This window comes from Citrobacter sp. FDAARGOS_156 (assembly GCF_001559235.2).
Classification (GTDB): domain Bacteria; phylum Pseudomonadota; class Gammaproteobacteria; order Enterobacterales; family Enterobacteriaceae; genus Citrobacter; species Citrobacter youngae.
The window spans coordinates 2463524-2483718 of sequence record NZ_CP014030.2 but is presented as its reverse complement, the minus strand read 5'-3'; the positions used below and the strand labels follow the sequence as shown (position 1 = coordinate 2483718).

20 protein-coding genes are annotated in these 20195 nt (G+C 50.5%); 14 read left to right on the top strand and 6 right to left on the bottom strand.

The features are described from left to right. Window positions 1–168: 168 nt before the first annotated feature. Window positions 169–258: a cytochrome bd-I accessory subunit CydH gene (gene cydH / locus AL515_RS12070; protein WP_003029209.1), complete on the bottom strand. Its 90-nt coding sequence runs from the start codon at window positions 256–258 to the stop codon at window positions 169–171. 297 nt (window positions 259–555) lie between these two features. Between cydH and purR the strand changes: the two genes are divergently transcribed. Continuing rightward, window positions 556–1581 carry an HTH-type transcriptional repressor PurR gene (gene purR / locus AL515_RS12060; RefSeq protein WP_048211766.1) on the top strand — a complete coding sequence of 342 codons (1026 nt, stop codon included), beginning with the start codon at window positions 556–558 and terminating at the stop codon, window positions 1579–1581. On the opposite strand, the gene punR is transcribed toward purR, so the two are convergent. Further along, a complete protein-coding gene (gene punR, locus AL515_RS12055) occupies window positions 1578–2510 on the bottom strand; it encodes a DNA-binding transcriptional activator PunR (protein ID WP_048211767.1) in 933 nt (310 codons plus the stop codon). The two genes, purR and punR, sit on opposite strands and share 4 nt — an antisense overlap. A 111-nt stretch (window positions 2511–2621) precedes the next feature. Here punR and punC point away from each other — a divergent pair, with 111 nt between their 5' ends. Together punC and cfa are read left to right on the top strand one after the other, a co-directional pair. Next, window positions 2622–3827: a purine nucleoside transporter PunC gene (gene punC, locus AL515_RS12050; RefSeq protein WP_048211768.1), complete on the top strand. Its 1206-nt coding sequence runs from the start codon at window positions 2622–2624 to the stop codon at window positions 3825–3827. A 290-nt stretch (window positions 3828–4117) separates the two neighbouring features. Continuing rightward, on the top strand, window positions 4118–5266 hold the full coding sequence (gene cfa / locus AL515_RS12045; RefSeq protein WP_061067854.1) for a cyclopropane fatty acyl phospholipid synthase: 1149 nt from the start codon (window positions 4118–4120) through the stop codon (window positions 5264–5266). 41 nt (window positions 5267–5307) lie between these two features. Here the strand turns inward: cfa and AL515_RS12040 are convergent, their stop codons facing one another. Beyond that, window positions 5308–5955 carry a riboflavin synthase gene (locus AL515_RS12040; RefSeq protein ID WP_061067853.1) on the bottom strand — a complete coding sequence of 216 codons (648 nt, stop codon included), beginning with the start codon at window positions 5953–5955 and terminating at the stop codon, window positions 5308–5310. 217 nt (window positions 5956–6172) lie between these two features. Between AL515_RS12040 and mdtK the strand changes: the two genes are divergently transcribed. After that, window positions 6173–7546 (top strand): multidrug efflux MATE transporter MdtK, encoded by a 1374-nt coding sequence (gene mdtK, locus AL515_RS12035; protein WP_061067852.1) that lies wholly within the window; start codon window positions 6173–6175, stop codon window positions 7544–7546. A 19-nt stretch (window positions 7547–7565) separates the two neighbouring features. Here mdtK and AL515_RS12030 read toward each other — a convergent pair whose 3' ends face one another. Continuing rightward, window positions 7566–8264 carry an RluA family pseudouridine synthase gene (locus AL515_RS12030; protein ID WP_048211772.1) on the bottom strand — a complete coding sequence of 233 codons (699 nt, stop codon included), beginning with the start codon at window positions 8262–8264 and terminating at the stop codon, window positions 7566–7568. 308 nt (window positions 8265–8572) lie between these two features. On the opposite strand from AL515_RS12030, the gene AL515_RS12025 reads away from it, so the two are divergent. The 5 genes from AL515_RS12025 (at window position 8573) to AL515_RS12005 (ending at window position 14386) form a co-directional block, all read left to right on the top strand. Beyond that, window positions 8573–9682 carry an AI-2E family transporter gene (locus AL515_RS12025; RefSeq protein ID WP_061067851.1) on the top strand — a complete coding sequence of 370 codons (1110 nt, stop codon included), beginning with the start codon at window positions 8573–8575 and terminating at the stop codon, window positions 9680–9682. A gap of 116 nt (window positions 9683–9798) precedes the next feature. Then, window positions 9799–11583, top strand: coding sequence for a diguanylate cyclase (locus AL515_RS12020; protein ID WP_061067850.1), 1785 nt, complete (start codon window positions 9799–9801; stop codon window positions 11581–11583). 257 nt (window positions 11584–11840) lie between these two features. Continuing rightward, window positions 11841–12845 carry a tryptophan--tRNA ligase gene (trpS, locus tag AL515_RS12015; RefSeq protein ID WP_061067849.1) on the top strand — a complete coding sequence of 335 codons (1005 nt, stop codon included), beginning with the start codon at window positions 11841–11843 and terminating at the stop codon, window positions 12843–12845. Between the two features lie 202 nt (window positions 12846–13047). After that, entirely contained in the window at window positions 13048–13785 is a 738-nt protein-coding gene (locus AL515_RS12010) for an SDR family oxidoreductase (protein ID WP_061067848.1), read from the top strand. A gap of 118 nt (window positions 13786–13903) precedes the next feature. Then, window positions 13904–14386 (top strand): glutathione peroxidase, encoded by a 483-nt coding sequence (locus tag AL515_RS12005; protein WP_061067847.1) that lies wholly within the window; start codon window positions 13904–13906, stop codon window positions 14384–14386. Between the two features lie 179 nt (window positions 14387–14565). On the opposite strand, the gene AL515_RS12000 is transcribed toward AL515_RS12005, so the two are convergent. Further along, window positions 14566–15456 carry a LysR family transcriptional regulator gene (locus AL515_RS12000; protein ID WP_061067846.1) on the bottom strand — a complete coding sequence of 297 codons (891 nt, stop codon included), beginning with the start codon at window positions 15454–15456 and terminating at the stop codon, window positions 14566–14568. A gap of 177 nt (window positions 15457–15633) precedes the next feature. Between AL515_RS12000 and AL515_RS11995 the strand changes: the two genes are divergently transcribed. Further along, window positions 15634–16323 (top strand): aspartate/glutamate racemase family protein, encoded by a 690-nt coding sequence (locus tag AL515_RS11995; RefSeq protein WP_061067845.1) that lies wholly within the window; start codon window positions 15634–15636, stop codon window positions 16321–16323. 352 nt (window positions 16324–16675) lie between these two features. Here AL515_RS11995 and AL515_RS11990 read toward each other — a convergent pair whose 3' ends face one another. After that, window positions 16676–17431 carry a DeoR/GlpR family DNA-binding transcription regulator gene (locus tag AL515_RS11990; RefSeq protein ID WP_061067844.1) on the bottom strand — a complete coding sequence of 252 codons (756 nt, stop codon included), beginning with the start codon at window positions 17429–17431 and terminating at the stop codon, window positions 16676–16678. Between the two features lie 87 nt (window positions 17432–17518). Here AL515_RS11990 and AL515_RS11985 point away from each other — a divergent pair, with 87 nt between their 5' ends. From AL515_RS11985 to fecR, 4 genes are all read left to right on the top strand, one after another. After that, window positions 17519–18103, top strand: coding sequence for an NUDIX domain-containing protein (locus AL515_RS11985; RefSeq protein ID WP_061067843.1), 585 nt, complete (start codon window positions 17519–17521; stop codon window positions 18101–18103). Between the two features lie 10 nt (window positions 18104–18113). Beyond that, window positions 18114–18473: a DUF4406 domain-containing protein gene (locus AL515_RS11980; RefSeq protein WP_061067842.1), complete on the top strand. Its 360-nt coding sequence runs from the start codon at window positions 18114–18116 to the stop codon at window positions 18471–18473. A 230-nt stretch (window positions 18474–18703) separates the two neighbouring features. Beyond that, window positions 18704–19225 (top strand): ferric citrate uptake sigma factor FecI, encoded by a 522-nt coding sequence (fecI, locus tag AL515_RS11975; RefSeq protein ID WP_048211780.1) that lies wholly within the window; start codon window positions 18704–18706, stop codon window positions 19223–19225. Then, on the top strand, window positions 19222–20175 hold the full coding sequence (gene fecR, locus AL515_RS11970) for a ferric citrate uptake sigma factor regulator FecR (protein ID WP_061067841.1): 954 nt from the start codon (window positions 19222–19224) through the stop codon (window positions 20173–20175). The genes fecI and fecR overlap by 4 nt, the downstream gene beginning before the upstream one ends. Window positions 20176–20195 lie beyond the last annotated feature (20 nt).

Here is a 20195-nt window from a genome sequence, read left to right as displayed (position 1 = left end):
CCGTAACGTCGAGCCTTGGCACGACACATCATAAGAGTCAAAAGCATGACATTGATCGCAAAATTAATAAAGTTAACAAAACTGCAAAAGACTTTTGCTTATTTGCAAAAAATAGGACGGAAAAGGCAAGCAGAAAGGATGAGGGAGAGCGAACTCCCTCGGGGGAAATCAGTGCAGTGCTGCAGTCAGGCCACCCGCGACAATCAGGCCCAGAACAATTATGGTCGTTACTAACGAAAATTTCAGATCGGTGCTCATCAAGTTTTCTCCTTTTTATTCCCACACAAAAAGTGATATTGCGCATTTTTACACACTTGAAAGCAAAAATCTCTCACGATTTATATTGATAACTGCTTTTAACTCTTCCCCTTTTCGTTAAGATCAGACAAAATTCCACGCTTACTTGATTAGCGTACCGGCCATTGACCCCTTCCTGACGTTCCGTGTCGTTTTCCCGGCGTGCCGCAACCCTGACGTTGCGTTGAGGGTGTGTGAAGGCAAACGTTTACCTGGAGTATTCTCAGGAGCTTAGGATATGGTCTGGAGTGAGATGTAATGGCAACTATTAAAGATGTAGCGAAGCGAGCAAACGTTTCCACTACAACCGTATCACACGTAATTAACAAAACGCGCTTTGTCGCTGAAGAAACGCGCAACGCTGTCTGGGCAGCGATCAAAGAGCTGCACTACTCCCCTAGCGCAGTTGCACGTAGCCTGAAGGTGAATCACACCAAATCGATCGGTTTGTTGGCAACCAGCAGCGAAGCGGCCTATTTCGCCGAAATTATCGAGGCCGTTGAGAAAAATTGTTTCCAGAAAGGCTACACCCTGATTTTGGGCAACGCCTGGAACAGTCTCGAAAAACAGCAGGCTTATCTGTCTATGATGGCGCAAAAGCGCGTAGATGGCTTGCTGGTAATGTGTTCAGAATATCCGGAATCACTGCTTTCCATGCTCGAAGAGTATCGCCATATTCCCATGGTGGTTATGGACTGGGGCGAAGCAAAAGCCGACTTTACCGATACCGTCATTGATAACGCTTTCGAAGGCGGTTACATGGCAGGCCGGTATCTGATTGAACGCGGTCATCGTGAGATCGGCGTGATCCCAGGACCTATGGAGCGTAATACCGGCGCAGGCCGCCTGGCTGGCTTCATGAAAGCGATGGAAGAAGCGCTGATTAAAGTGCCTGACAACTGGATTGTCCAGGGTGATTTTGAGCCTGAATCCGGCTACCGCGCTATGCAGCAAATCATCTCCCAGTCACATCGCCCAACCGCCGTATTCTGTGGTGGCGATATTATGGCGATGGGTGCGCTGTGTGCCGCAGATGAGATGGGACTGCGCGTGCCGCAGGATATCTCAGTTATCGGTTACGACAACGTGCGCAACGCCCGTTACTTCACCCCTGCGCTGACAACCATCCATCAGCCAAAAGATTCACTTGGTGAAACGGCCTTCAACATGCTGTTAGACCGAATCGTGAATAAACGTGAAGAATCGCAGTCCATCGAGGTACACCCACGCCTGGTAGAGCGTCGCTCCGTGGCCGACGGCCCGTTCCGCGATTACCGTCGTTAAGACTGTTGTGCGGGAGCCTCATCCGGCTCCCGCAGCCACTCTTTGTTCAGCGTTTCGCTATCCCCTAAATAGTCCAGCAGCCAGCTCAATGCCGGCGACGTATCGTTCTGTTGCCATGTCAGACAGCATGCGGCATCCGGGAACGGATTTTCCAGCTGTAACGCCACCCATTTTCCGCTATCGATCCACGGTTTAGCAAAATGCGTCGGTACCATCCCGACACAGAGTCCGGCTGACAAGCAGGTGGCCGATGATTCCCAGTCAGGCACCACGACGCGTTTTTGGTTGTCCAGTAGCCAGGTAATACGCTTTGGCAGCGTACGGGACGTGTCTTCGCGTACCAGCGATGGCCAGTTGCGCAACGTATCGTCACTGAGCGGTCCCGGCATTGCCGCCAACGGATGATGACTGGCCACCACGCAACTCCAGCTTAGCATTCCCATATCCCGGAACGTATAGCGCCCCCCTACCGGAATGGCCTGCGTTGCTCCGATAGCTAACTCCACCCGACCATCTGAAAGCGCGTCCCAGACGCCGTTAAACACCTCCTGAAAGACCAGAAGTTCCACATCATCGAAATGGCGGTAGAAATCCACGATCATCTGGCGGGTACGATCCGGGCGGACAATGTTATCGACTGCAATCGCCAACTGCCCGCGCCAGCCGTTGGCAATTTGCTGACATTGCTGACGGGTGATCTGCATTTTTTTGATAACAGATCGGCCTTCTTTTAAAAACCACGCGCCAGCAGGCGTTAATTCCACGTCCCGATGACGACGTTCAAAAAGTGGCACAGCCAGCCACTCTTCCAGTTGACGCACTGTGTAGCTTACCGCCGAAGGTACGCGGTGCAACTCCTGAGCAGCAGAACTAAAGCTACCGTTACGCGCCACCGCATCAACCACCTCAAGTGAATATTCAGACCACATATTCTGCCTGCAAAAAATTTGAAATCAGTAAGCAAATATTAGCGTTTCACAGCGAGAATTACACTCACTACACTCAGCGGCAATGTTCTATTGCTAAAAAGAGAAACGATAATGCAACCGGGAAAAGGGTTTTTAGTCTGGCTGGCAGGTCTTAGCGTGCTGGGTTTTCTGGCAACGGATATGTATTTGCCCGCCTTTGCGGCTATTCAGTCCGATTTACAGACGCCCGCCTCTGCCGTGAGTGCCAGCCTTAGCTTGTTCTTAGCGGGATTTGCCGTCGCACAACTTTTGTGGGGGCCACTCTCTGACCACTATGGTCGCAAACCTATTTTGCTGCTGGGCTTATCCATCTTCGCGCTGGGCAGCCTGGGCATGTTGTGGGTAGAAAACGCCACCGGCTTACTGGTGCTACGCTTTATTCAGGCCGTTGGTGTCTGTGCGGCTTCGGTTATCTGGCAGGCGCTGGTTACCGATTATTATCCTTCACAAAAAGTAAACCGCATTTTTGCCACCATTATGCCGCTGGTTGGATTATCCCCTGCACTTGCACCGTTATTAGGCAGTTGGATCCTGGTACATTTTTCCTGGCAGGCCATTTTTGCTACCCTTTTTGCGATTACCCTGATCCTGATGCTGCCGGCCCTGCGCTTAAAACCAACGGCAAAAGCGCGCGACGACAGCCAGGATAAACTGACGTTCGCTACGCTGCTGCGCTCCAAAGCATACCGTGGAAATGTACTGATTTACGCAGCATGTTCTGCAAGTTTCTTCGCATGGCTGACGGGTTCACCATTTATCCTTAGCGAAATGGGCTATAGCCCGGCTGTGATTGGTCTGAGCTATGTCCCGCAAACTATTGCATTTTTGATCGGGGGTTACGGCTGCCGCGCGGCACTGCAAAAATGGCAGGGTCGCCAGCTTCTGCCATGGTTGCTTATCCTGTACGCCATTAGCGTTATCGGCACCTGGGCTACAGGCTTTATTCACCACGTTGCGTTGGCTGAAATCCTGATCCCATTCTGCGTGATGGCCATTGCGAACGGGGCAATCTACCCTATCGTTGTCGCTCAGGCGCTGCGCCCATTCCCTCAGGCAACAGGGCGCGCCGCTGCGTTGCAGAATACGCTGCAACTGGGGTTATGCTTCCTGGCAAGCCTGGTCGTTTCGTGGTTAATCAGCACGCCGCTGCTCACGACCACCAGCGTTATGCTGACGACAGTGTTGCTGGCCGCGTTAGGTTACAAAATGCAGTCACAGGCTGAGAACACATCCTTGCCGGATGAGAGCGCGCAAGTTGCACACGGTGAGTCACATTAATCATTGTTGCGGGCATTTAGTTAGCCCGCTAACAATTTTCGGTTGAATAGCCAAAAATTCAGGCCTATACTGATTTTCGGTTGTTAATAAAACGATAAGATTTATAGAGTAACGGGAACAAGCAGGTTCCCGTTCTTCCATGGATGGCCTTTTCGGCAAGGGTTCCTCCCTTCCTCTGTTCTACGTCGGATTATAGATTCGCGGATTAATTCCGTGAGATTTCTCACAAAGCCCAAAAAAGCGTCTACGCTGTTTTAAGGTTCTGATCACCGACCAGTGATGGAGAAGCTATGAGTTCATCATGTATAGAAGACGTCAGCGTACCGGATGATGACTGGTACCGAATCACCAATGAGCTATTGAGCCGTGCAGGCATTACTATTAATGGCCCGGCACCGGCAGATATTCGCGTTAAAAACCCCGACTTTTTCAAACGCGTGTTGCAGGAAGGGTCGTTGGGTTTAGGTGAAAGTTATATGGACGGCTGGTGGGAATGCGATCGGCTGGATATGTTTTTTAGCAAAGTCCTGCGTGCAGGTCTTGAAAGCCAACTTCCCCGCCACTTCAGAGATACGCTACGTATCGCAACGGCCCGTCTGTTTAATTTACAAACCAAAAAACGTGCGTGGGTCGTTGGCAAAGAACACTACGATCTTGGCAACGATCTCTTTAGCCGCATGCTTGATCCCTACATGCAATATTCCTGCGCCTACTGGAAAGATGCCGATACCCTGGAATCTGCCCAGCAGGCGAAGCTAAAAATGATTGCCGATAAATTGCAATTGAAACCAGGTATGCGCGTTCTCGATATTGGCTGCGGCTGGGGAGGCTTGTCCCAGTTCATGGCGTCACAATACGGGGTGAGCGTGACTGGCGTGACTATTTCAGCAGAACAGCAAAAAATGGCGCAGACGCGCTGTGAAGGGCTGGATGTCACGATTTTGCTGCAGGACTACCGTGACCTGAATGACCGGTTTGACCGTATCGTTTCCGTCGGTATGTTTGAGCATGTGGGGCCGAAAAACTACAACACCTATTTTGACGTTGTTGACCGTAATTTAAAGCAAGACGGTCTTTTTTTGCTGCATACCATCGGCTCTAAAAAAACCGACAATAATGTTGATCCGTGGATCAATAAATATATCTTCCCGAACGGCTGTTTACCGTCAGTTCGCCAGATAGCCAACGCCAGCGAGCCACATTTCGTGATGGAAGACTGGCATAACTTTGGTGCGGATTACGATACTACCCTGATGGCCTGGCACGAGCGTTTCATAACCGCCTGGCCAGAAATTGCCGCCAACTATAGTGAACGCTTTAAACGGATGTTCAGTTATTACCTGAATGCGTGTGCTGGCGCATTTCGCGCGCGCGACATCCAGCTGTGGCAGGTTGTGTTCTCTCGTGGCGTTGAACACGGGCTCCGCGTTCCCCGTTAGACAGCATAGCCCCCGAACTACCGGGGGCTTTTTATTCCGACTTAAACGCCCGCTTCGCCAGTAACGTTGCTCATAGCGCTTTCACGCGCGGCCAATACACGTTCAACCGTATCAACAACAGCCTGTGTTTGCGGGTCGATTTCGATATTGACTCGCGCACCCAGTTTTTTCTTGCCCAGCGTTGTACGTTCCAAGGTTTCCGGAATCAAATGCACGCAAAAGCGTGTCGGTGTGACTTCGCCAACCGTCAGGCTAATACCGTCAATACCGATAAATCCTTTGTACAGGATATATTTCATCAGCAACGGATCCTGAACTTTAAACCACACCTGGCGGTTGTTTTCTGAGGTCAGAATTTTCGATACCTCGGCGGTAGTCATAATATGGCCTGACATTAAATGTCCGCCAATTTCATCGCTGAATTTTGCTGCGCGCTCAACGTTGACCAAATCGCCGACCTTCAGGTCACCCAGATTGGTGATTCGCAGCGTCTCTTTCATCAGATCGAAGCTTATCTGGTTACCGTTAATTTCGGTCACTGTCAGACAACAGCCGTTGTGTGCTACCGATGCGCCGGTCTCCAGCCCATCCAACATGTATTCAGGTAACTCCACTACATGTGTGCGAAAATTCGGTTTTTCATCAATCGACACCAGTTTCGCGGTGCCCTGCACAATACCCGTAAACATACCTGTAACTCCTGAACTCAATTAAGACATCTCTGCTGTGCACAATAGCAGGTGGAAAATCAGGTTGCCAGCAATGCGCCGCTCCCGCCTATTTTTTCACTGGAGAAATACGGATTCCTCGCTACAATAGACTGAAATTTCCCCTGCATTTTCTCCTTGCTGCCATATAAGGCGGCTTTTTTAGTCTCTCAAATAACAACAATATAGTGGTGTACACGTGCAAAAGTATGTAAGTGAAGCGCGTCAGTTATTAGCTCTGGCAATTCCGGTGATTCTTGCGCAAATCGCTCAAACCGCAATGGGATTCGTCGATACCGTGATGGCCGGCGGATATAGCGCGACGGACATGGCAGCCGTTGCTATTGGTACGTCCATCTGGCTACCCGCAATTCTGTTTGGTCACGGGCTGTTGCTGGCGCTGACGCCAGTGATTGCGCAACTTAACGGTTCCGGGCGCCGCGATCGTATTGCTCATCAAATACGTCAGGGTTTTTGGCTGGCGGGGATCGTATCCGTTCTGATTATGATTGTGCTTTGGAATGCGGGATACATTATCCGCTCTATGCATAACATTGACCCTGCACTGGCCGACAAAGCCGTGGGATATCTGCGCGCGCTGCTATGGGGTGCGCCCGGATATTTGTTCTTCCAGGTTGCCCGTAATCAGTGCGAAGGCCTGGCCAAGACCAAACCGGCAATGGTAATGGGTTTTCTCGGCCTGCTGGTGAACATTCCGGTTAACTATGTTTTCATCTATGGCCATTTGGGTATGCCAGAACTGGGTGGCGTAGGCTGCGGTGTGGCAACGGCGGCGGTGTATTGGGTGATGTTTGCCGCCATGCTTTCTTACGTAAAACACGCCCGATCAATGCGTGATATCCGTAATGAGCGTGGCTTCCAGAAACCTGACACCGCGGTGATGAAACGCCTGGTACAGCTGGGTTTGCCAATTGCGCTGGCATTATTTTTTGAAGTCACGCTGTTTGCCGTGGTGGCGCTGTTGGTCTCCCCGCTGGGGATTGTCGACGTGGCCGGGCACCAGATCGCGCTGAACTTCAGCTCATTAATGTTTGTCCTGCCGATGTCTTTGGCGGCTGCCGTCACTATTCGTGTGGGATACCGCCTGGGTCAGGGATCAACGTTGGATGCACAGACCGCTGCCAGAACTGGCTTAGGTGTCGGCGTATGTATGGCGATGATGACCGCCGTTTTCACCGTCACTTTGCGCGAGCACATCGCCCTGCTCTACAACAATAATCCTGAAGTTGTCACACTGGCTGCACAGCTGATGCTGCTGGCTGCCGTGTACCAGATTTCGGACTCCATTCAGGTTATTGGCAGCGGGATCCTGCGTGGTTATAAAGATACGCGTTCCATTTTCTTTATCACCTTCACGGCGTACTGGGTGCTGGGTTTGCCAAGTGGATATATTCTTGCGCTCACCGATCTGGTCGTCGACCGCATGGGGCCAGCGGGCTTCTGGATGGGCTTTATTATTGGCCTGACCTCTGCCGCGGTGCTGATGATGCTGCGGATGCGTTTTCTGCAACGCCAGCCGTCAGCCGTCATTCTGCAGCGTGCAGCACGATAACACCGTAATAGCCGCCGGGTTAAAATGGGCTGGCATGGCAGACGTTGATTTGTTCATGGCTGATGGGATGTACCAGGCGCAGTTCGCTGGCGTGTAACATCAGCCGCGACGTCTGCTCCGTGCCAGGCCACTCGCGTCCACCATAAAGATCGCAGCCCCAGATCGGATGACCCAAATGCTGACAGTGAAGACGTAGCTGATGGGTTCGTCCGGTCTCCGGCATCAGTTGCACCCGTGTCAGGGGCAGTGACCGTCCATCCTTCAGTAGCTGATTGAAGCGCTCAATCACCCGAAAACGGGAACGCGCAGGTTTACCGCTAATAGCACTAATCGACATCAACGGAAACAGTGCTGGATCTTTGACAATGGCGGCATCAATCACACCGTCATCCTGTTTCAGGTGTCCACATAACAATGCGCTGTACACCTTAGTCACCGCGCGCTGGCTGAACTGCTGACAGAGCGCTGCATTGATCGCTTTATTGCGTGCAACGACCATCAGACCCGAAGTACCAAAATCAAGCCGATGTACCAGCGTGCAGCCCGGGTATATCTGTACCAGACGATAGTGAACCGAATCAAGATTTTGCGGATTTTTCCCCGACAGACTCAGCAACCCACTGGGTTTATTGATAAGCAGCAGATGTTCATCCTGATAAAGGATTTCTATTTCGTCATGGCACGGCGGAGCAACAAAGGTATCGAGAATCGTAGACATCAGACAACCAGACTAAAAAGTGGGGATAGATCATAACGAATTTTCAACCGGCTGGCGAATCAACTCGCTTCATGGTGGACAGTAAACAACGGAGAATTTTTGGCTTTCCAGACACGTTGCCCCCTTTCTCGGCGAGTAGATAGATCATTCGCTCACCCCTTACGGAGACAGGAACACGCGGCAATTTTTTGCTCTGAGTTCACTGTTTGCTCATCAAGGCGGCGTTAAGCCGGAATCAACATCCACAGTTGGTAATTCTGCTGAACAGTTCTATAGTCGAGACTGCTTCTCAGTTACAGGATTCACTAATGCGATTTAACGGACTGACCAAAGGTTTCTTCATTTTCATTCTTGCCCTCGTGACCTGGGCGTTTTTCGACGTATTGTCCCCCTACTTCTCCGCAATCTTGTGGGCCGCAATTCTGACGACTATCTTTAATCCGGTAAAAAACAAACTGCGCAGTGCGCTTGGCGAACGTAACGGTCTGGCATCGTTAATCACTATTGGTATTATTTGCTTAATTGTCTTTATTCCTCTGATGGTGATCCTGTCATCGTTGGCAATCGAACTGAATGTGGTTTACACCAAGTTGCAGCAAAACGATACGCAGTTTCCGGAAGTGGTCAGTTCTATTCTTTCTTATCTTCCTGACTGGGCCAGAGGATTCCTCGCAGAACACAATCTGGATAATGTCGCGCAGATCCAGAAAAAACTCTCCGACATTGCGCTGCAGGGCGGACAGTACCTCGCAGGCAGTGCTTTCCTGATTGGTAAAGGGACCTTCGGCTTCGCCATCAGCTTTGGCATCATGCTGTACCTGCTATTTTTCCTGTTGAAGGATGGACCGTATCTGGTGCGTCAGATTCTGGATTCCTTACCGCTGTCTGATTTTGCCAAGCAGCACTTGTTTGCCAAATTCGTGGGTGTCACGCGGGCGACAGTCAAAGGCACGGCGGTTGTCGCTGTCGTACAGGGCACGCTGGGCGGCATTGCTTTCGCCATTGTCGACATCGACGGCAGCGTTTTGTGGGGCGCACTAATGGCATTCCTCTCGTTGGTGCCAGCGGTTGGCTCGGCGATAGTCTGGGTCCCGGCGGCTATTTTCCTCTTTGCCACCCACCAACTGTGGCAAGGGCTGTTTATTGTCGGATTCTTCGTCATTATTGTCGGACTGGTGGACAATATCCTGCGCCCACTACTGGTAGGAAAAGACACCAAAATGCCGGACTACCTGATATTGATTACCACCCTCGGTGGGATGGAGATTTACGGTATCAATGGCTTTGTGATTGGCCCGCTAATCGCTGCACTGTTTTTGGCGAGCTGGAATCTGTTCTCCGGACGTGACCATGAGGGCAACGTAGAAGGTATCGATGAAGCCTTCATGGAAGAAGGAAAAAACCCTCCAGATTTATGATGGCATGACGATAACAAAGGGCGGCCGCGGGTCGCCTTTTGTTTTCACGCAAAATCATACGTTTCCTATAATTTCAATCATGCTTATTCATTAATCGTCGCAGAAGGAACGAAAAAGTGCGAATAGCCACAATCACCAACTGGGCCTACAGTGCGACGGTATGCCTGACCATTGCCTCCGGCGTTGTTATGCTGATGGCTTCCGGAGCAGACAATACTGAACGTCAGGTGGTAGAGCAGCGGTATAAATTTGATCAGCTAACCGAAGAGGTGGAGCTCGATGCCTGGTCATTGTCAGATTTAGCTCGCGAGTACGTGATCGCCAAAGATCCAGAAGCACTGAATGCCTATCGCCAAAAGGCGTCATCACTAAAAGCGATTGAGCTGCGGTTAACAAAATTAAAAGACTTCGGCGCGACAGGTGAAGAGCTGGCGCTGCTGCATGAAGGATTACAAATTGTCGATGCGCTGCAGGAAGAGCAAGCAGCCGCGCTCGCCAGTATGGCCCGCGGAGAAACGTCACAGGCAATCGCCCTGCTCTACGGCAAAGCCTATGAACAGGAACTGGAACGGGCGCAGGTGCGGATAGATCATTTCCGGCAGTTGCTCGATAACCGTGTACGTAACAGCATTGACGATGCCACCAGGACTTCCCGCATACTGCGTACGCTCTCCGAAGTTATGGTCGGTTTAACCGCGCTGCTGTTTTTGTTTGTCCTCGGCTTTATTTTGAAACGCCGCGTACTGCGTCCGGTTGTGCGTCTGAGCGACGTGGTTCACCGTCTCGCATCGCAGGATTATGCCGTAGAAACGCCTAACTTTAATCAGATTGATGAGATTGGCGATATGGCGCAAGCCATTCGCATCTTTCGTGAGAACGGCCTGGTGCGGCAGCGGCTGGAGAAAGAGCGGGACGCCGACTGGGCGATCCGTGAACTGTTGGCTCGTATGACCCAGCGTTTACAGGGCTGCGAAAACTTTGCCGATGTTATCAATGTTGCGCAGCTTTTTGCCCCGAACATTGCCCCTGGCGTTGCCGGACGGCTCTACATTCTTGATCGGCAAGCCTGGCACATGCGCTGTGCCGCCGAGTGGCTTTCGCCGCAAGGCAAAACAGACCCTTTCCATCTGGATGACTGCTGGGCAGTGCGCCGTGGGCAAAGTCATCCTCCCGTGCAAGGTGAGCCTGATATCGCCTGCTACCACCTGCCTGAATCGTGTCAGGATCATACCCTGTGCGTACCGTTGATCGCCCAGGGGGAAGCCATCGGCCTGCTCTCATTCCAGAATCTCAGTGACAATTCCGCCCCTTCCCGTGCTTATCTGGAGCTGATGGCCGAGGCACTTGGACTGGCATTAGCCAACCAACGTCTGCGCGATGCATTACTGGAAAAAGCGCTTTACGACCCACTGACCGGTCTGCGCAATCGCCATCACCTTGAAGACACTCTGCGCACCCAAATGAGTCAGGCTGTCCACAACCAGGAACCGATCAGTTGCCTGATGATCGATATCGATCACTTCAAAAACATCAACGACCGATTTGGTCATGAGGCTGGTGATGGGGTGATAAAAAGTATCGCAGCAATTATTCAGCGCGTTGTTCACGACCACGGAATGGCCTTCCGCTACGGTGGTGAAGAGTTTCTGGTTCTGCTTGCCGGTATGGATGAAGAAGCGGCCAATCGCTTTGCGACGGACATTTACAACGGGGTACGCGAGTTGACGCTCAGCTTTGGCGTCTCTGACATCGGTCATGTTGATGTGTCTATTGGTGTCGCCAGCTACCCGCAGCACGCCCAGAGCGATAACCTGTTACGTGCCGCGGATGTCGCGCTGTATCGCGCAAAAGAGCTGGGGCGTTCACGCATAGTGAGCTTTGGGATGCTGGAAGCGAGCTAAAAAGCGGTGCGTAAGCCCAGACGGGTACTTCCTAAAATATCCCCCCGAGCGGGCAGAGCATTACTTTACCTCTACCCCTGGTAGTGATATGTTGACCCGATGAATATAAAACACGATTGCAACGGTTTTAACCACAAGCGTTGGTGGCTGCCTTCTTAAAGGCGGTCAGAATGTGTTTATCCATTTTTAAATAACCGCCGAAAGGCGGTTATTTGCATTTTGAGACCCCTTTCGGTTTTATGCTTAAGGAGTCTTCTATGAACAACAAATCCATCATCCTTACCGGCGACCGCCCTACTGGGCCACTGCATCTTGGCCACTATGTCGGTTCCCTGCGCCAACGCGCGATACTGCAACACGACTATCAGCAGTTTGTTCTGGTCGCAGACCTGCAAGGTCTGACCGATAACGGCAGCAATCCACAAAAGATCCAAAATAACATACCCGAAGTGTTGGCCGATTATCTCGCTGCAGGTATTGATCCCTCACTCACCACCCTTTGTTTACAATCAGCACTACCTGCCCTTGCCGAACTCACCGCGCTGTATATGAATATCGTTACCGTGGCTCGCGTCGAGCGTAACCCAACGGTCAAAAATGAAATTGCACAAAAAGGTTTCGCCCGTTCGCTTCCGGTCGGTTTCCTGGTTTACCCCATCAGCCAGGCAGCAGATATTACGGCGTTCAAAGCCAGCCTGGTGCCCGTCGGCGACGATCAGTTGCCGATGATCGAACAGACTAATGAAATCGTGCATAAGATGAATAGCCTGTTACCGACCCCCGTTCTGCATCACTGTAAAGCTATGTTAAGCGAAACCAGCCGTCTTCCTGGTATTGACGGCAACGCCAAGATGTCGAAATCGCTCGGTAATACGCTGCTCCTGTCGGCAAGTGAAGAGACTATCCATCGCGCCGTCAGCGCAATGTACACTGATCCTAACCACCTAAAAGTGTCCGATCCGGGGCAAATTGAGGGTAATGTCGTGTTCACCTATCTGGATGCTTTTCACCCGGATAAGGCCAAAGTCGCAGAAATGAAAGTGAATTATCAGCAAGGAGGATTGGGTGATCGGGCATGCAAAAATGAGCTGGAGATGTGCCTGCAAGAACTCATCGCGCCCATGCGTGAGCGTCGGGCAACCTATATTCAGGATAAAGGTATGCTGATGGCGATGCTTAAAAAAGGCAGCGCGCAGGCCTACGACATCACACAGCAAACGCTAAGAGAAGTAAAACAAGGATTGGGATTGTCGGTATTTTAATCTGGATTGACGTCCCATCATGCATCCCCCCGTCGGTGTGCATTTTGCTTAAATCTGAGCTGAGCCCATTTTGAGAACGATATAACGCATGCAAACCGCTATTTATATCCCGCCGTAAATGGCACTAACGGGAAGATGTGACCCCGTATCACCATGCTATATATCCAGCGACACAAACTCATCACGAAAGGGAAGCATCGTTATGTTGAAAGGTAAAAGAGCCGTTATCACCGGCGGCGGCGGCGGATTTGGTCAGGCGTTGTGCGTTTGGTTGGCTCGAGAAGGCGTCAACGTGGATTTTTCTGCCCGGCGGGTTGAGGATATTCACAAAACCTGCAGCATCATCGCCGCTGAAGGTGGTGTTGCAAAAGGGTATCTGTGTGATTTAACCCAGCCTGAATCTATTTCTCAGTTTGCTTCACAACTCTTAGATATAGACAGGTCCATCGACATTCTAATCCTCAATGCTGCTCAGTGGTTATCAGGGACTATAGACGAACAACCAGACTCAGAAATCTACAATACCGTCAGCTCAGGCCTGACAGGTTCAATTCTACTAACACAGGCATTGCTTCCAGGATTAAGGCGCTCAGACAGTGCTGACATCGTTTCGATTATATCTGTATGCGGCATTCCGAATTTTACGGATTCAATTGCCCATCCCGCTTTTTTTGCCAGTAAACACGGGATGAGTGGTTTTACAACTAAACTGTCGGAACAGTTATCCAAAGAAAATATACGGGTAACCGGGTTATACCCACCGGATTTTGAATTGACCGGGTTAGATCCTCTTGTCGACACTCAATCCAGAATGGGAGAACATCTAATGAATGGGCGTTCTGTCTGGGAAACAATTCATTTTGTGCTGACTCAACCGCGTAGTTGCCATATTAGTACCCTTTACTTTCAAGGACCCACTCGCGAAGATTTGGATCATTAGGGACTGAATCTGGCAGCACTAAACCGAGCGGACTCACCTCCGCTCCTCACTTGCCCCAGCAGCACCATGCTGTATGGCTATGCCGATGTCTGACAGGTCCTGCTCTGAGGAGTTCGCTATGACCACCTTTTATCAACTAACAGCCACCAGCCTGGACGGCCAGCGTATCCCTATGGCTGACTATGCTGGCAAGCTGGTTCTGGTGGTAAATACCGCCAGCCATTGTGGCTTCACGCCACAATATGCAGGTCTGGAAGTACTGTACAAAAAGTACGCATCTCGTGGACTGGTGGTGCTTGGTTTTCCCTGCAACCAGTTTGGTAAGCAGGAACCCGGCGACGCCGACGAAATCGCGCAGACCTGCCACATCAACTACGGTGTAAGCTTCCCAATGTTTGAAAAAGTGGAGGTTAACGGCGCCGCTACGCATCCGGTATTTCGTTATCTAAAAAACGAGTTGCCCGGCATGCTGGGGGGACGGATAAAATGGAATTTCACAAAATTCCTGATCGGACGCGATGGCAAGCCGCTAAAGCGTTTTGCGCCGTTCACTACCCCGGAGAAAATGGAAACCATCATCCTTGCTGCACTTGAAATCTAGGTATTATTGTCATTTGAACCGTCTACCTGGTGCCAGGAGCGGAAGGTGACAGTTTAAGCTTTTGTTAACGGCTCAAAGTCGGGCATTAGCCTCTGGCAGGATAGAAAAGACCAGAAGTGTCATTTCACCCGGTAGGGATTTCGACATTGCAGACACCGTCAAGCGTTCATAATCTCAAACTAGATTGCAGCACCCTGCCTGTCAGGCAATTTCGACGTTGAGGACAAGATATCAATCAGGGCACCTGTATTAGCCGTGAGCTCTCCCTTGCGCCATATCAGTTCCGTTGTTATTTGACTGTTTTCTGAATCAAAGGGATGGACTGTGATGAGTTCCTGTGTCGGAAACGTATCGAGGATTGGTGTTGGTATCACCCCCGCCCCCATTCCAGAACTGACTCCCCCCAGAATGGCATGGTAGGAGGACATTTCTGCCAGCCTGAAAGGTCTGATCCCAGCCTCTCTGAACCAGGTTGTTAGCCGATCGCGATAGGAGCAACCGTCACTGAATACCAGCAACGTTGTGTGAGCTAAATCGGCAGCAGAACGTATCTGCGGGAAATTTGCTGCGGCGATAATAACCAGTTCTTCCTTGTAAACAACCATGCGTTCCAGTCTGTCATTATCCGGCGCGTCTGCAATGAAGGCTGCATCAAGTTCGTGACTAAGCACTGCATCGAGCAGTGTGCGGCTTATCCCGGTAACCAGCTCCACCGTTACTGATTGATGTTGCTGGTAGAGACGCGCCAGCGGCTCAGGCAACCTTGTTGCGGCCATACTGTCGAGCGCCCCAAGTCGGAACCGACCGCCAGGCACTGGCTTTACCATCTGCTGTTCTGCTAAGGTAACCAGCTCGATAATCTTCAGTGCATTGTTATAAAGCACCTGACCTTCATTTGTCGGAAGAAACCTACGGCCAGACCTTACAAACAGTGTGGTTCCGAGCTGGCTCTCCAGGTTCTGAACGCGAGTGGTTATTGCGGAGGGGACTCGGCAGAGCAAATTTGCTGCTGCAGTAATAGTACCTGTTTCTACCAGTGCGATGATGGTTCGGAAGTCAGCTATATCCATACTTTCACCATAATTGAAAATTGGATTCTATTTTATTCAATTGAAATGAATCTACATGTTTTTTAATTTATTTACTCCATTTAAACAGCTACCAGCCTCCCAGCTAGTCTCAAGCGCTTGTTGATCATCGCAAAATGGTCACGCTTGATTAATACGGGAGCTATTGAGGGTAATAAAATGAAGAAACTTGGATTAATCGGCGGCACCGGACCAGAATCAACATTGCTCTACTATCGCAAATTTGTTTATGAAGCTAACAAAAGAATTGGCGATACATTCTTCCCGTCTCTAACTATTGAAAGTATCAATGTATATGACGTCCTGACCATGTGTGGACGGAAAGATTATGAAGCGCTGACGAGGTACCTGGCCAAGGCTGTCGGGAATTTGGTGGCCGCTGGGGCTGAAGTCGTCGCCTTGACCGGTAACACACCACACATCGTCTTCAACGAACTCCAGTCGTGTACAACAGTTCCTCTTGTCAGCATTATCGAGTCCACTTGTGCAGAAGTTCAGACTCAGGGCCTGAAAAAAGTAGGTCTCGTGGGAACACGATTTACAATGGAGGCTGACTTCTTCAAACGGCCTTTCACTGAAGCAGGCATCCAGGTGGTCGTCCCGCATGCTGACGAGGTTGATTACATCGCAGAAAAAATCCACGATGAACTCGAAAGAGGCATTATTAAGTCACAGACGCGAGACACGTTTACCGCGATCATTGAGCGGATGTATCGGGATGAAGGCATTGAGGCCATCATTCTGGGATGCACAGAGCTTCCCCTTTTGTTCGCGGGTACAGCGTTACCTGTTAAAGCACTGGACACGGTTGATATTCATATTGAGACGTTGTTTAAAGCTCTTCAGTAGTGTTTTACATCAATTTGGGGAAAGAACCGGGGGCGAACTGCCCCTTTGTTTAACACGCTACGATTTAAGTAATGCCTTCATAAAACTTCGAACTTCCGCTCCTCGCTCAAAGCGGTCGCTAGTCCTACTCCATCCCCAACTAATGCCATAGTCAGTAAGATCCTTACCAAAGATCCCCTATTCATTGCCCTTTCCCTCCGACTTTACAAATATGTGCCATCTCACGAACAAACGATGGAAAGCGTGATTTTTACAGTGCTGGGCTATCTGCGACAGTTGCTGAACGGCCAGAGTGTACTGGCGTGGCTGTATCTGTTTTTTATGCGATTTCTCATGTTCGATTAACAGAGAATCACGCTTTGATAATGGTGATGCCCTTTCCTTCAATACTCCTTAACCAATTATCATCGGTTTCACTATCAACCACGATAGTATTGATTAGCCCTACCTCACCGATGACAAACGATGACGCAGCGTTGACCTTCTCCGGTGACACCAGTACGACCGTTTCCGCCGCTCTGCCGGAAAATGCACGTTTGATGCACGCTTCTTCATAATCACCCGTGGTTAATCCCGCTTCAGGATGAATACCCGTTACCCCCATGAAGAAAATATCCGCATGAATATTGCCGATGCCTTCAATAGCAGCCGCCCCTACACTGACAATGGAGTGCTTGTACAGTCGGCCACCGATCAAAATAACGTCAACCTCGGGTTTATCGACCAACCCCAGTGCAATGCTGGGACTGTGTGTCACCACGGTAATATGCAGATCGTCCGGCAGACAGGCAATGAGCTCTGATGTGGTCGTGCCGCCATCCACAATAACAACTTGTCCCGAAGAAATGAGTTCAGTGCCTTTGCGCGCGATCTTCATTTTCACATCTGTTTTTAATGACTTACGCTCGGAAAATGTCGCAACAGCTGAAGACGATGGCAAAGCACCACCATGAACGCGCTGCAATCGCCCTTCTGCGGCAAGCTCACGTAAATCCCGTCGAATGGTGTCTTCTGAAACGCCAAATCGATCACTCAGATTTTTCGATTGGACCTGCCCTTCAACCTGCAGTTGTTCAAGAATAAGGTGTTTACGTTGATGAGCGAGCATGTGACCGTTCCTGTTTATGCATGTTTATACTTGTATTTGCACGATAATGCTGATTATGATATCAACTCTACGGATCAAGGAGTCTTCATGCAACCTAAACGTGCAGAAATACGCATCGTCGATAACCTAACATTATCCGATGACTGGTATTGTTTAAGAAAATACACTTTTGATATTCAACGAAGAAACGGTGATTGGCAGCGCCAAAGTCGTGAAGTTTACGATCGCGGCAACGGAGCCACGATTCTGCTCTATAACCGTGACAGGAAAACAGTGATCTTAACTCGTCAGTTTCGTTTTCCGGTATTTATAAATGGTCACGATGGCTATCTCATTGAAACAGCAGCAGGTCTTCTTGACAACATGGCTCCTGAAAAACGGATCAAAGCAGAAGTTGAAGAAGAAACCGGTTTTCGTGTATCCAGCGTACAGAAGGTTTTCGAGGCGTACATGAGCCCAGGCTCGGTCACGGAGAAGCTCTATTTTTACATCGCGGAATATGATGCTGCCGACAAGACAGGTGCCGGTGGTGGAATTGCGGCTGAAGGAGAAGATATCGAAGTGCTTGAGTGGCCGCTTGCAAGCGCACTTGCCGCAATTGAAAGTGGTCTTATCGTCGATGGCAAAACCATTATGTTGCTTTACCACGTCGCGCTGAAAAACATTCTATGAGGTTCTCTTTGTGAAACAACTTATTCTCATTGCTGGCCCCTACCGTAGCGGTACGGATGGAAAACAAAATCTTATCGATGCGAATCTTGCTCGCCTGGAAGATGCAGCGTTAGCGGTATATCAAAGAGGACACATTCCTGTAATTGGCGAATGGCTGGCACTACCACTGGCAAAAGCTGCCGGTTCTACGGCTATTGACGATGAAATCGGCGAATCTATGATCTACCCTGTTGCCCATCGACTTATCACCAAATGTGATGCGATTTACCGTATTAAAGGCGCTTCTAAAGGTGCTGATATGGACATCGATGTCGCACATAAGCATGGACTCACCGTTTATTTCCGCCTTGAAGACATCCCGTTGGCGTAATTTTATTGTGCTATTGCCTGCGAATGTGCAGGCAATTAAACCATCGCCAATGGGATCTATGACTCTCAGGAAAGATGGGGAGCGCAAGCGCGGGCAATAAGGGATGCTATTAATGCCAAAATCATAACCCCTTTAAAATGTCATTTTTATCTCATTTCATTTCCAATTGTAATGATAACTATTCTCATGTTAATGTGGCCGCGTGATAATTAACTTTTGATGCAATCCGCATGTCTGACCGCGCCACTACTACCGCTTGCTTCACGTTCGAGTCGCTTTATGGCACACATCACGGCTGGCTGAAAAGCTGGCTGACGCGCAAGCTCCAGTCTGCCTTTGATGCTGATGATATTGCCCAGGACACATTTTTACGGGTAATGGGCAGTGACTCGCTCAAGACTGTCCGCGACCCTCGTTCCTTCCTGTGTACTATTGCCAAACGGGTGATGGTCGACCTGTTTCGTCGAAACGCGCTGGAGAAAGCCTATCTGGAGATGCTGGCGCTGATGCCGGAAAATCTCGCGCCTTCGCCCGAGGAACGTGAGAGCCAGCTCGAAACCCTGCAACTCATCGACAGCATGCTTGACGGCCTGAACGGAAACACACGCGAAGCGTTTTTGCTTTCGCAACTGGAGGGGCTCAAATACAGCGAGATCGCGCTTAAGCTCGGCGTCTCCGTCAGCTCGGTGAAAAAGTATGTGGCAAAGGCTATCGAACATTGTCTGCTGTTTCGTCTGGAGCACGGCCTGTGAACGCTTCTATCACCGATTCTCGCCGTCAGGCTTTGCGCTCGGCATCACACTGGTATGCGGTATTGAGCGGCGAGCGTGTCAGCCCACAGCAGGAAGCTCGCTGGCAACAATGGTATGAACAGGACCAGGACAATCAGTGGGCATGGCAACAGGTTGAAAACCTGCGCAGCCAGCTCAGCAGCGTTCCGGGCGATGTCGCCAGCCGGGCGCTGCACGATACGCGCCTAACTCGTCGTCACGTCATGAAAGGGTTGTTGCTACTGCTTGGCGTGGGTAGCGGCTGGCAGCTCTGGCAATCTGAGGCCGGAGAAGGTCTACGTGCCGACTACCGCACCGCTAAAGGCGTGGTCAGCCATCAGCGGCTGGAGGATGGCTCACTGCTGACGCTCAACACACAAAGCGCCGCTGATGTTCGTTTTGATACGCATCAGCGCGCTGTCCACCTCTGGTATGGCGAAATTGCGATTACCACCGCAAAAGATGCGCAGCAGAGGCCTTTCCGTGTGATGACCCGCCAGGGTCAGCTCACCGCGTTAGGCACAGAATTTACCGTCTTTCAGCACGATAACATCACGTGCGTAGCCGTACAGCAGCACGCTGTTGAAGTCCGCCTGGCAAATCATCTGCAGGAAAAACGTATCGTCAACGCTGGCGAGAGCCTGCAGTTTAGCGCGTCTGAATTTGCTGAAATCACCACATCGGATGATGAAAGCGCAACCTGGACCCAGGGTGTTCTGAGTTTCAGCGATAAACCGCTGGGTGAGGTCATTGCCACACTGAGCCGTTATCGCAACGGCGTGCTGCGTTGCGATCCGGCAGTGGCCGGGCTGCGCCTGAGTGGCACGTTCCCGCTGAAAAATACCGATGCGATTCTGGATGTTATTGCCCAGACACTTCCAGTTAAAATTCAGACTGTTACGCGATACTGGGTAAATATTTCGGCACTGTAAGAAAAATAATTCTCATTTTC

Bases quoted from the DNA above. Each gene is read 5' to 3' on its own strand.
- AL515_RS11990 (WP_061067844.1), bottom strand. From the start codon at position 17,431: ATGCTCGCTCATCAACGTAAACACCTTATTCTTGAACAACTGCAGGTT.
- punR (WP_048211767.1), bottom strand. From the start codon at position 2,510: ATGTGGTCTGAATATTCACTTGAGGTGGTTGATGCGGTGGCGCGTAAC.
- fecI (WP_048211780.1), top strand. From the start codon at position 18,704: ATGTCTGACCGCGCCACTACTACCGCTTGCTTCACGTTCGAGTCGCTT.
- cydH (WP_003029209.1), bottom strand. From the start codon at position 258: ATGAGCACCGATCTGAAATTTTCGTTAGTAACGACCATAATTGTTCTG.
- punC (WP_048211768.1), top strand. From the start codon at position 2,622: ATGCAACCGGGAAAAGGGTTTTTAGTCTGGCTGGCAGGTCTTAGCGTG.
- AL515_RS12005 (WP_061067847.1), top strand. From the start codon at position 13,904: ATGACCACCTTTTATCAACTAACAGCCACCAGCCTGGACGGCCAGCGT.
- AL515_RS12010 (WP_061067848.1), top strand. From the start codon at position 13,048: ATGTTGAAAGGTAAAAGAGCCGTTATCACCGGCGGCGGCGGCGGATTT.
- cfa (WP_061067854.1), top strand. From the start codon at position 4,118: ATGAGTTCATCATGTATAGAAGACGTCAGCGTACCGGATGATGACTGG.
- AL515_RS12000 (WP_061067846.1), bottom strand. From the start codon at position 15,456: ATGGATATAGCTGACTTCCGAACCATCATCGCACTGGTAGAAACAGGT.
- AL515_RS12025 (WP_061067851.1), top strand. From the start codon at position 8,573: ATGCGATTTAACGGACTGACCAAAGGTTTCTTCATTTTCATTCTTGCC.
- trpS (WP_061067849.1), top strand. From the start codon at position 11,841: ATGAACAACAAATCCATCATCCTTACCGGCGACCGCCCTACTGGGCCA.
- AL515_RS12040 (WP_061067853.1), bottom strand. From the start codon at position 5,955: ATGTTTACGGGTATTGTGCAGGGCACCGCGAAACTGGTGTCGATTGAT.
- purR (WP_048211766.1), top strand. From the start codon at position 556: ATGGCAACTATTAAAGATGTAGCGAAGCGAGCAAACGTTTCCACTACA.
- AL515_RS11995 (WP_061067845.1), top strand. From the start codon at position 15,634: ATGAAGAAACTTGGATTAATCGGCGGCACCGGACCAGAATCAACATTG.
- AL515_RS12030 (WP_048211772.1), bottom strand. From the start codon at position 8,264: ATGTCTACGATTCTCGATACCTTTGTTGCTCCGCCGTGCCATGACGAA.
- AL515_RS11985 (WP_061067843.1), top strand. From the start codon at position 17,519: ATGCAACCTAAACGTGCAGAAATACGCATCGTCGATAACCTAACATTA.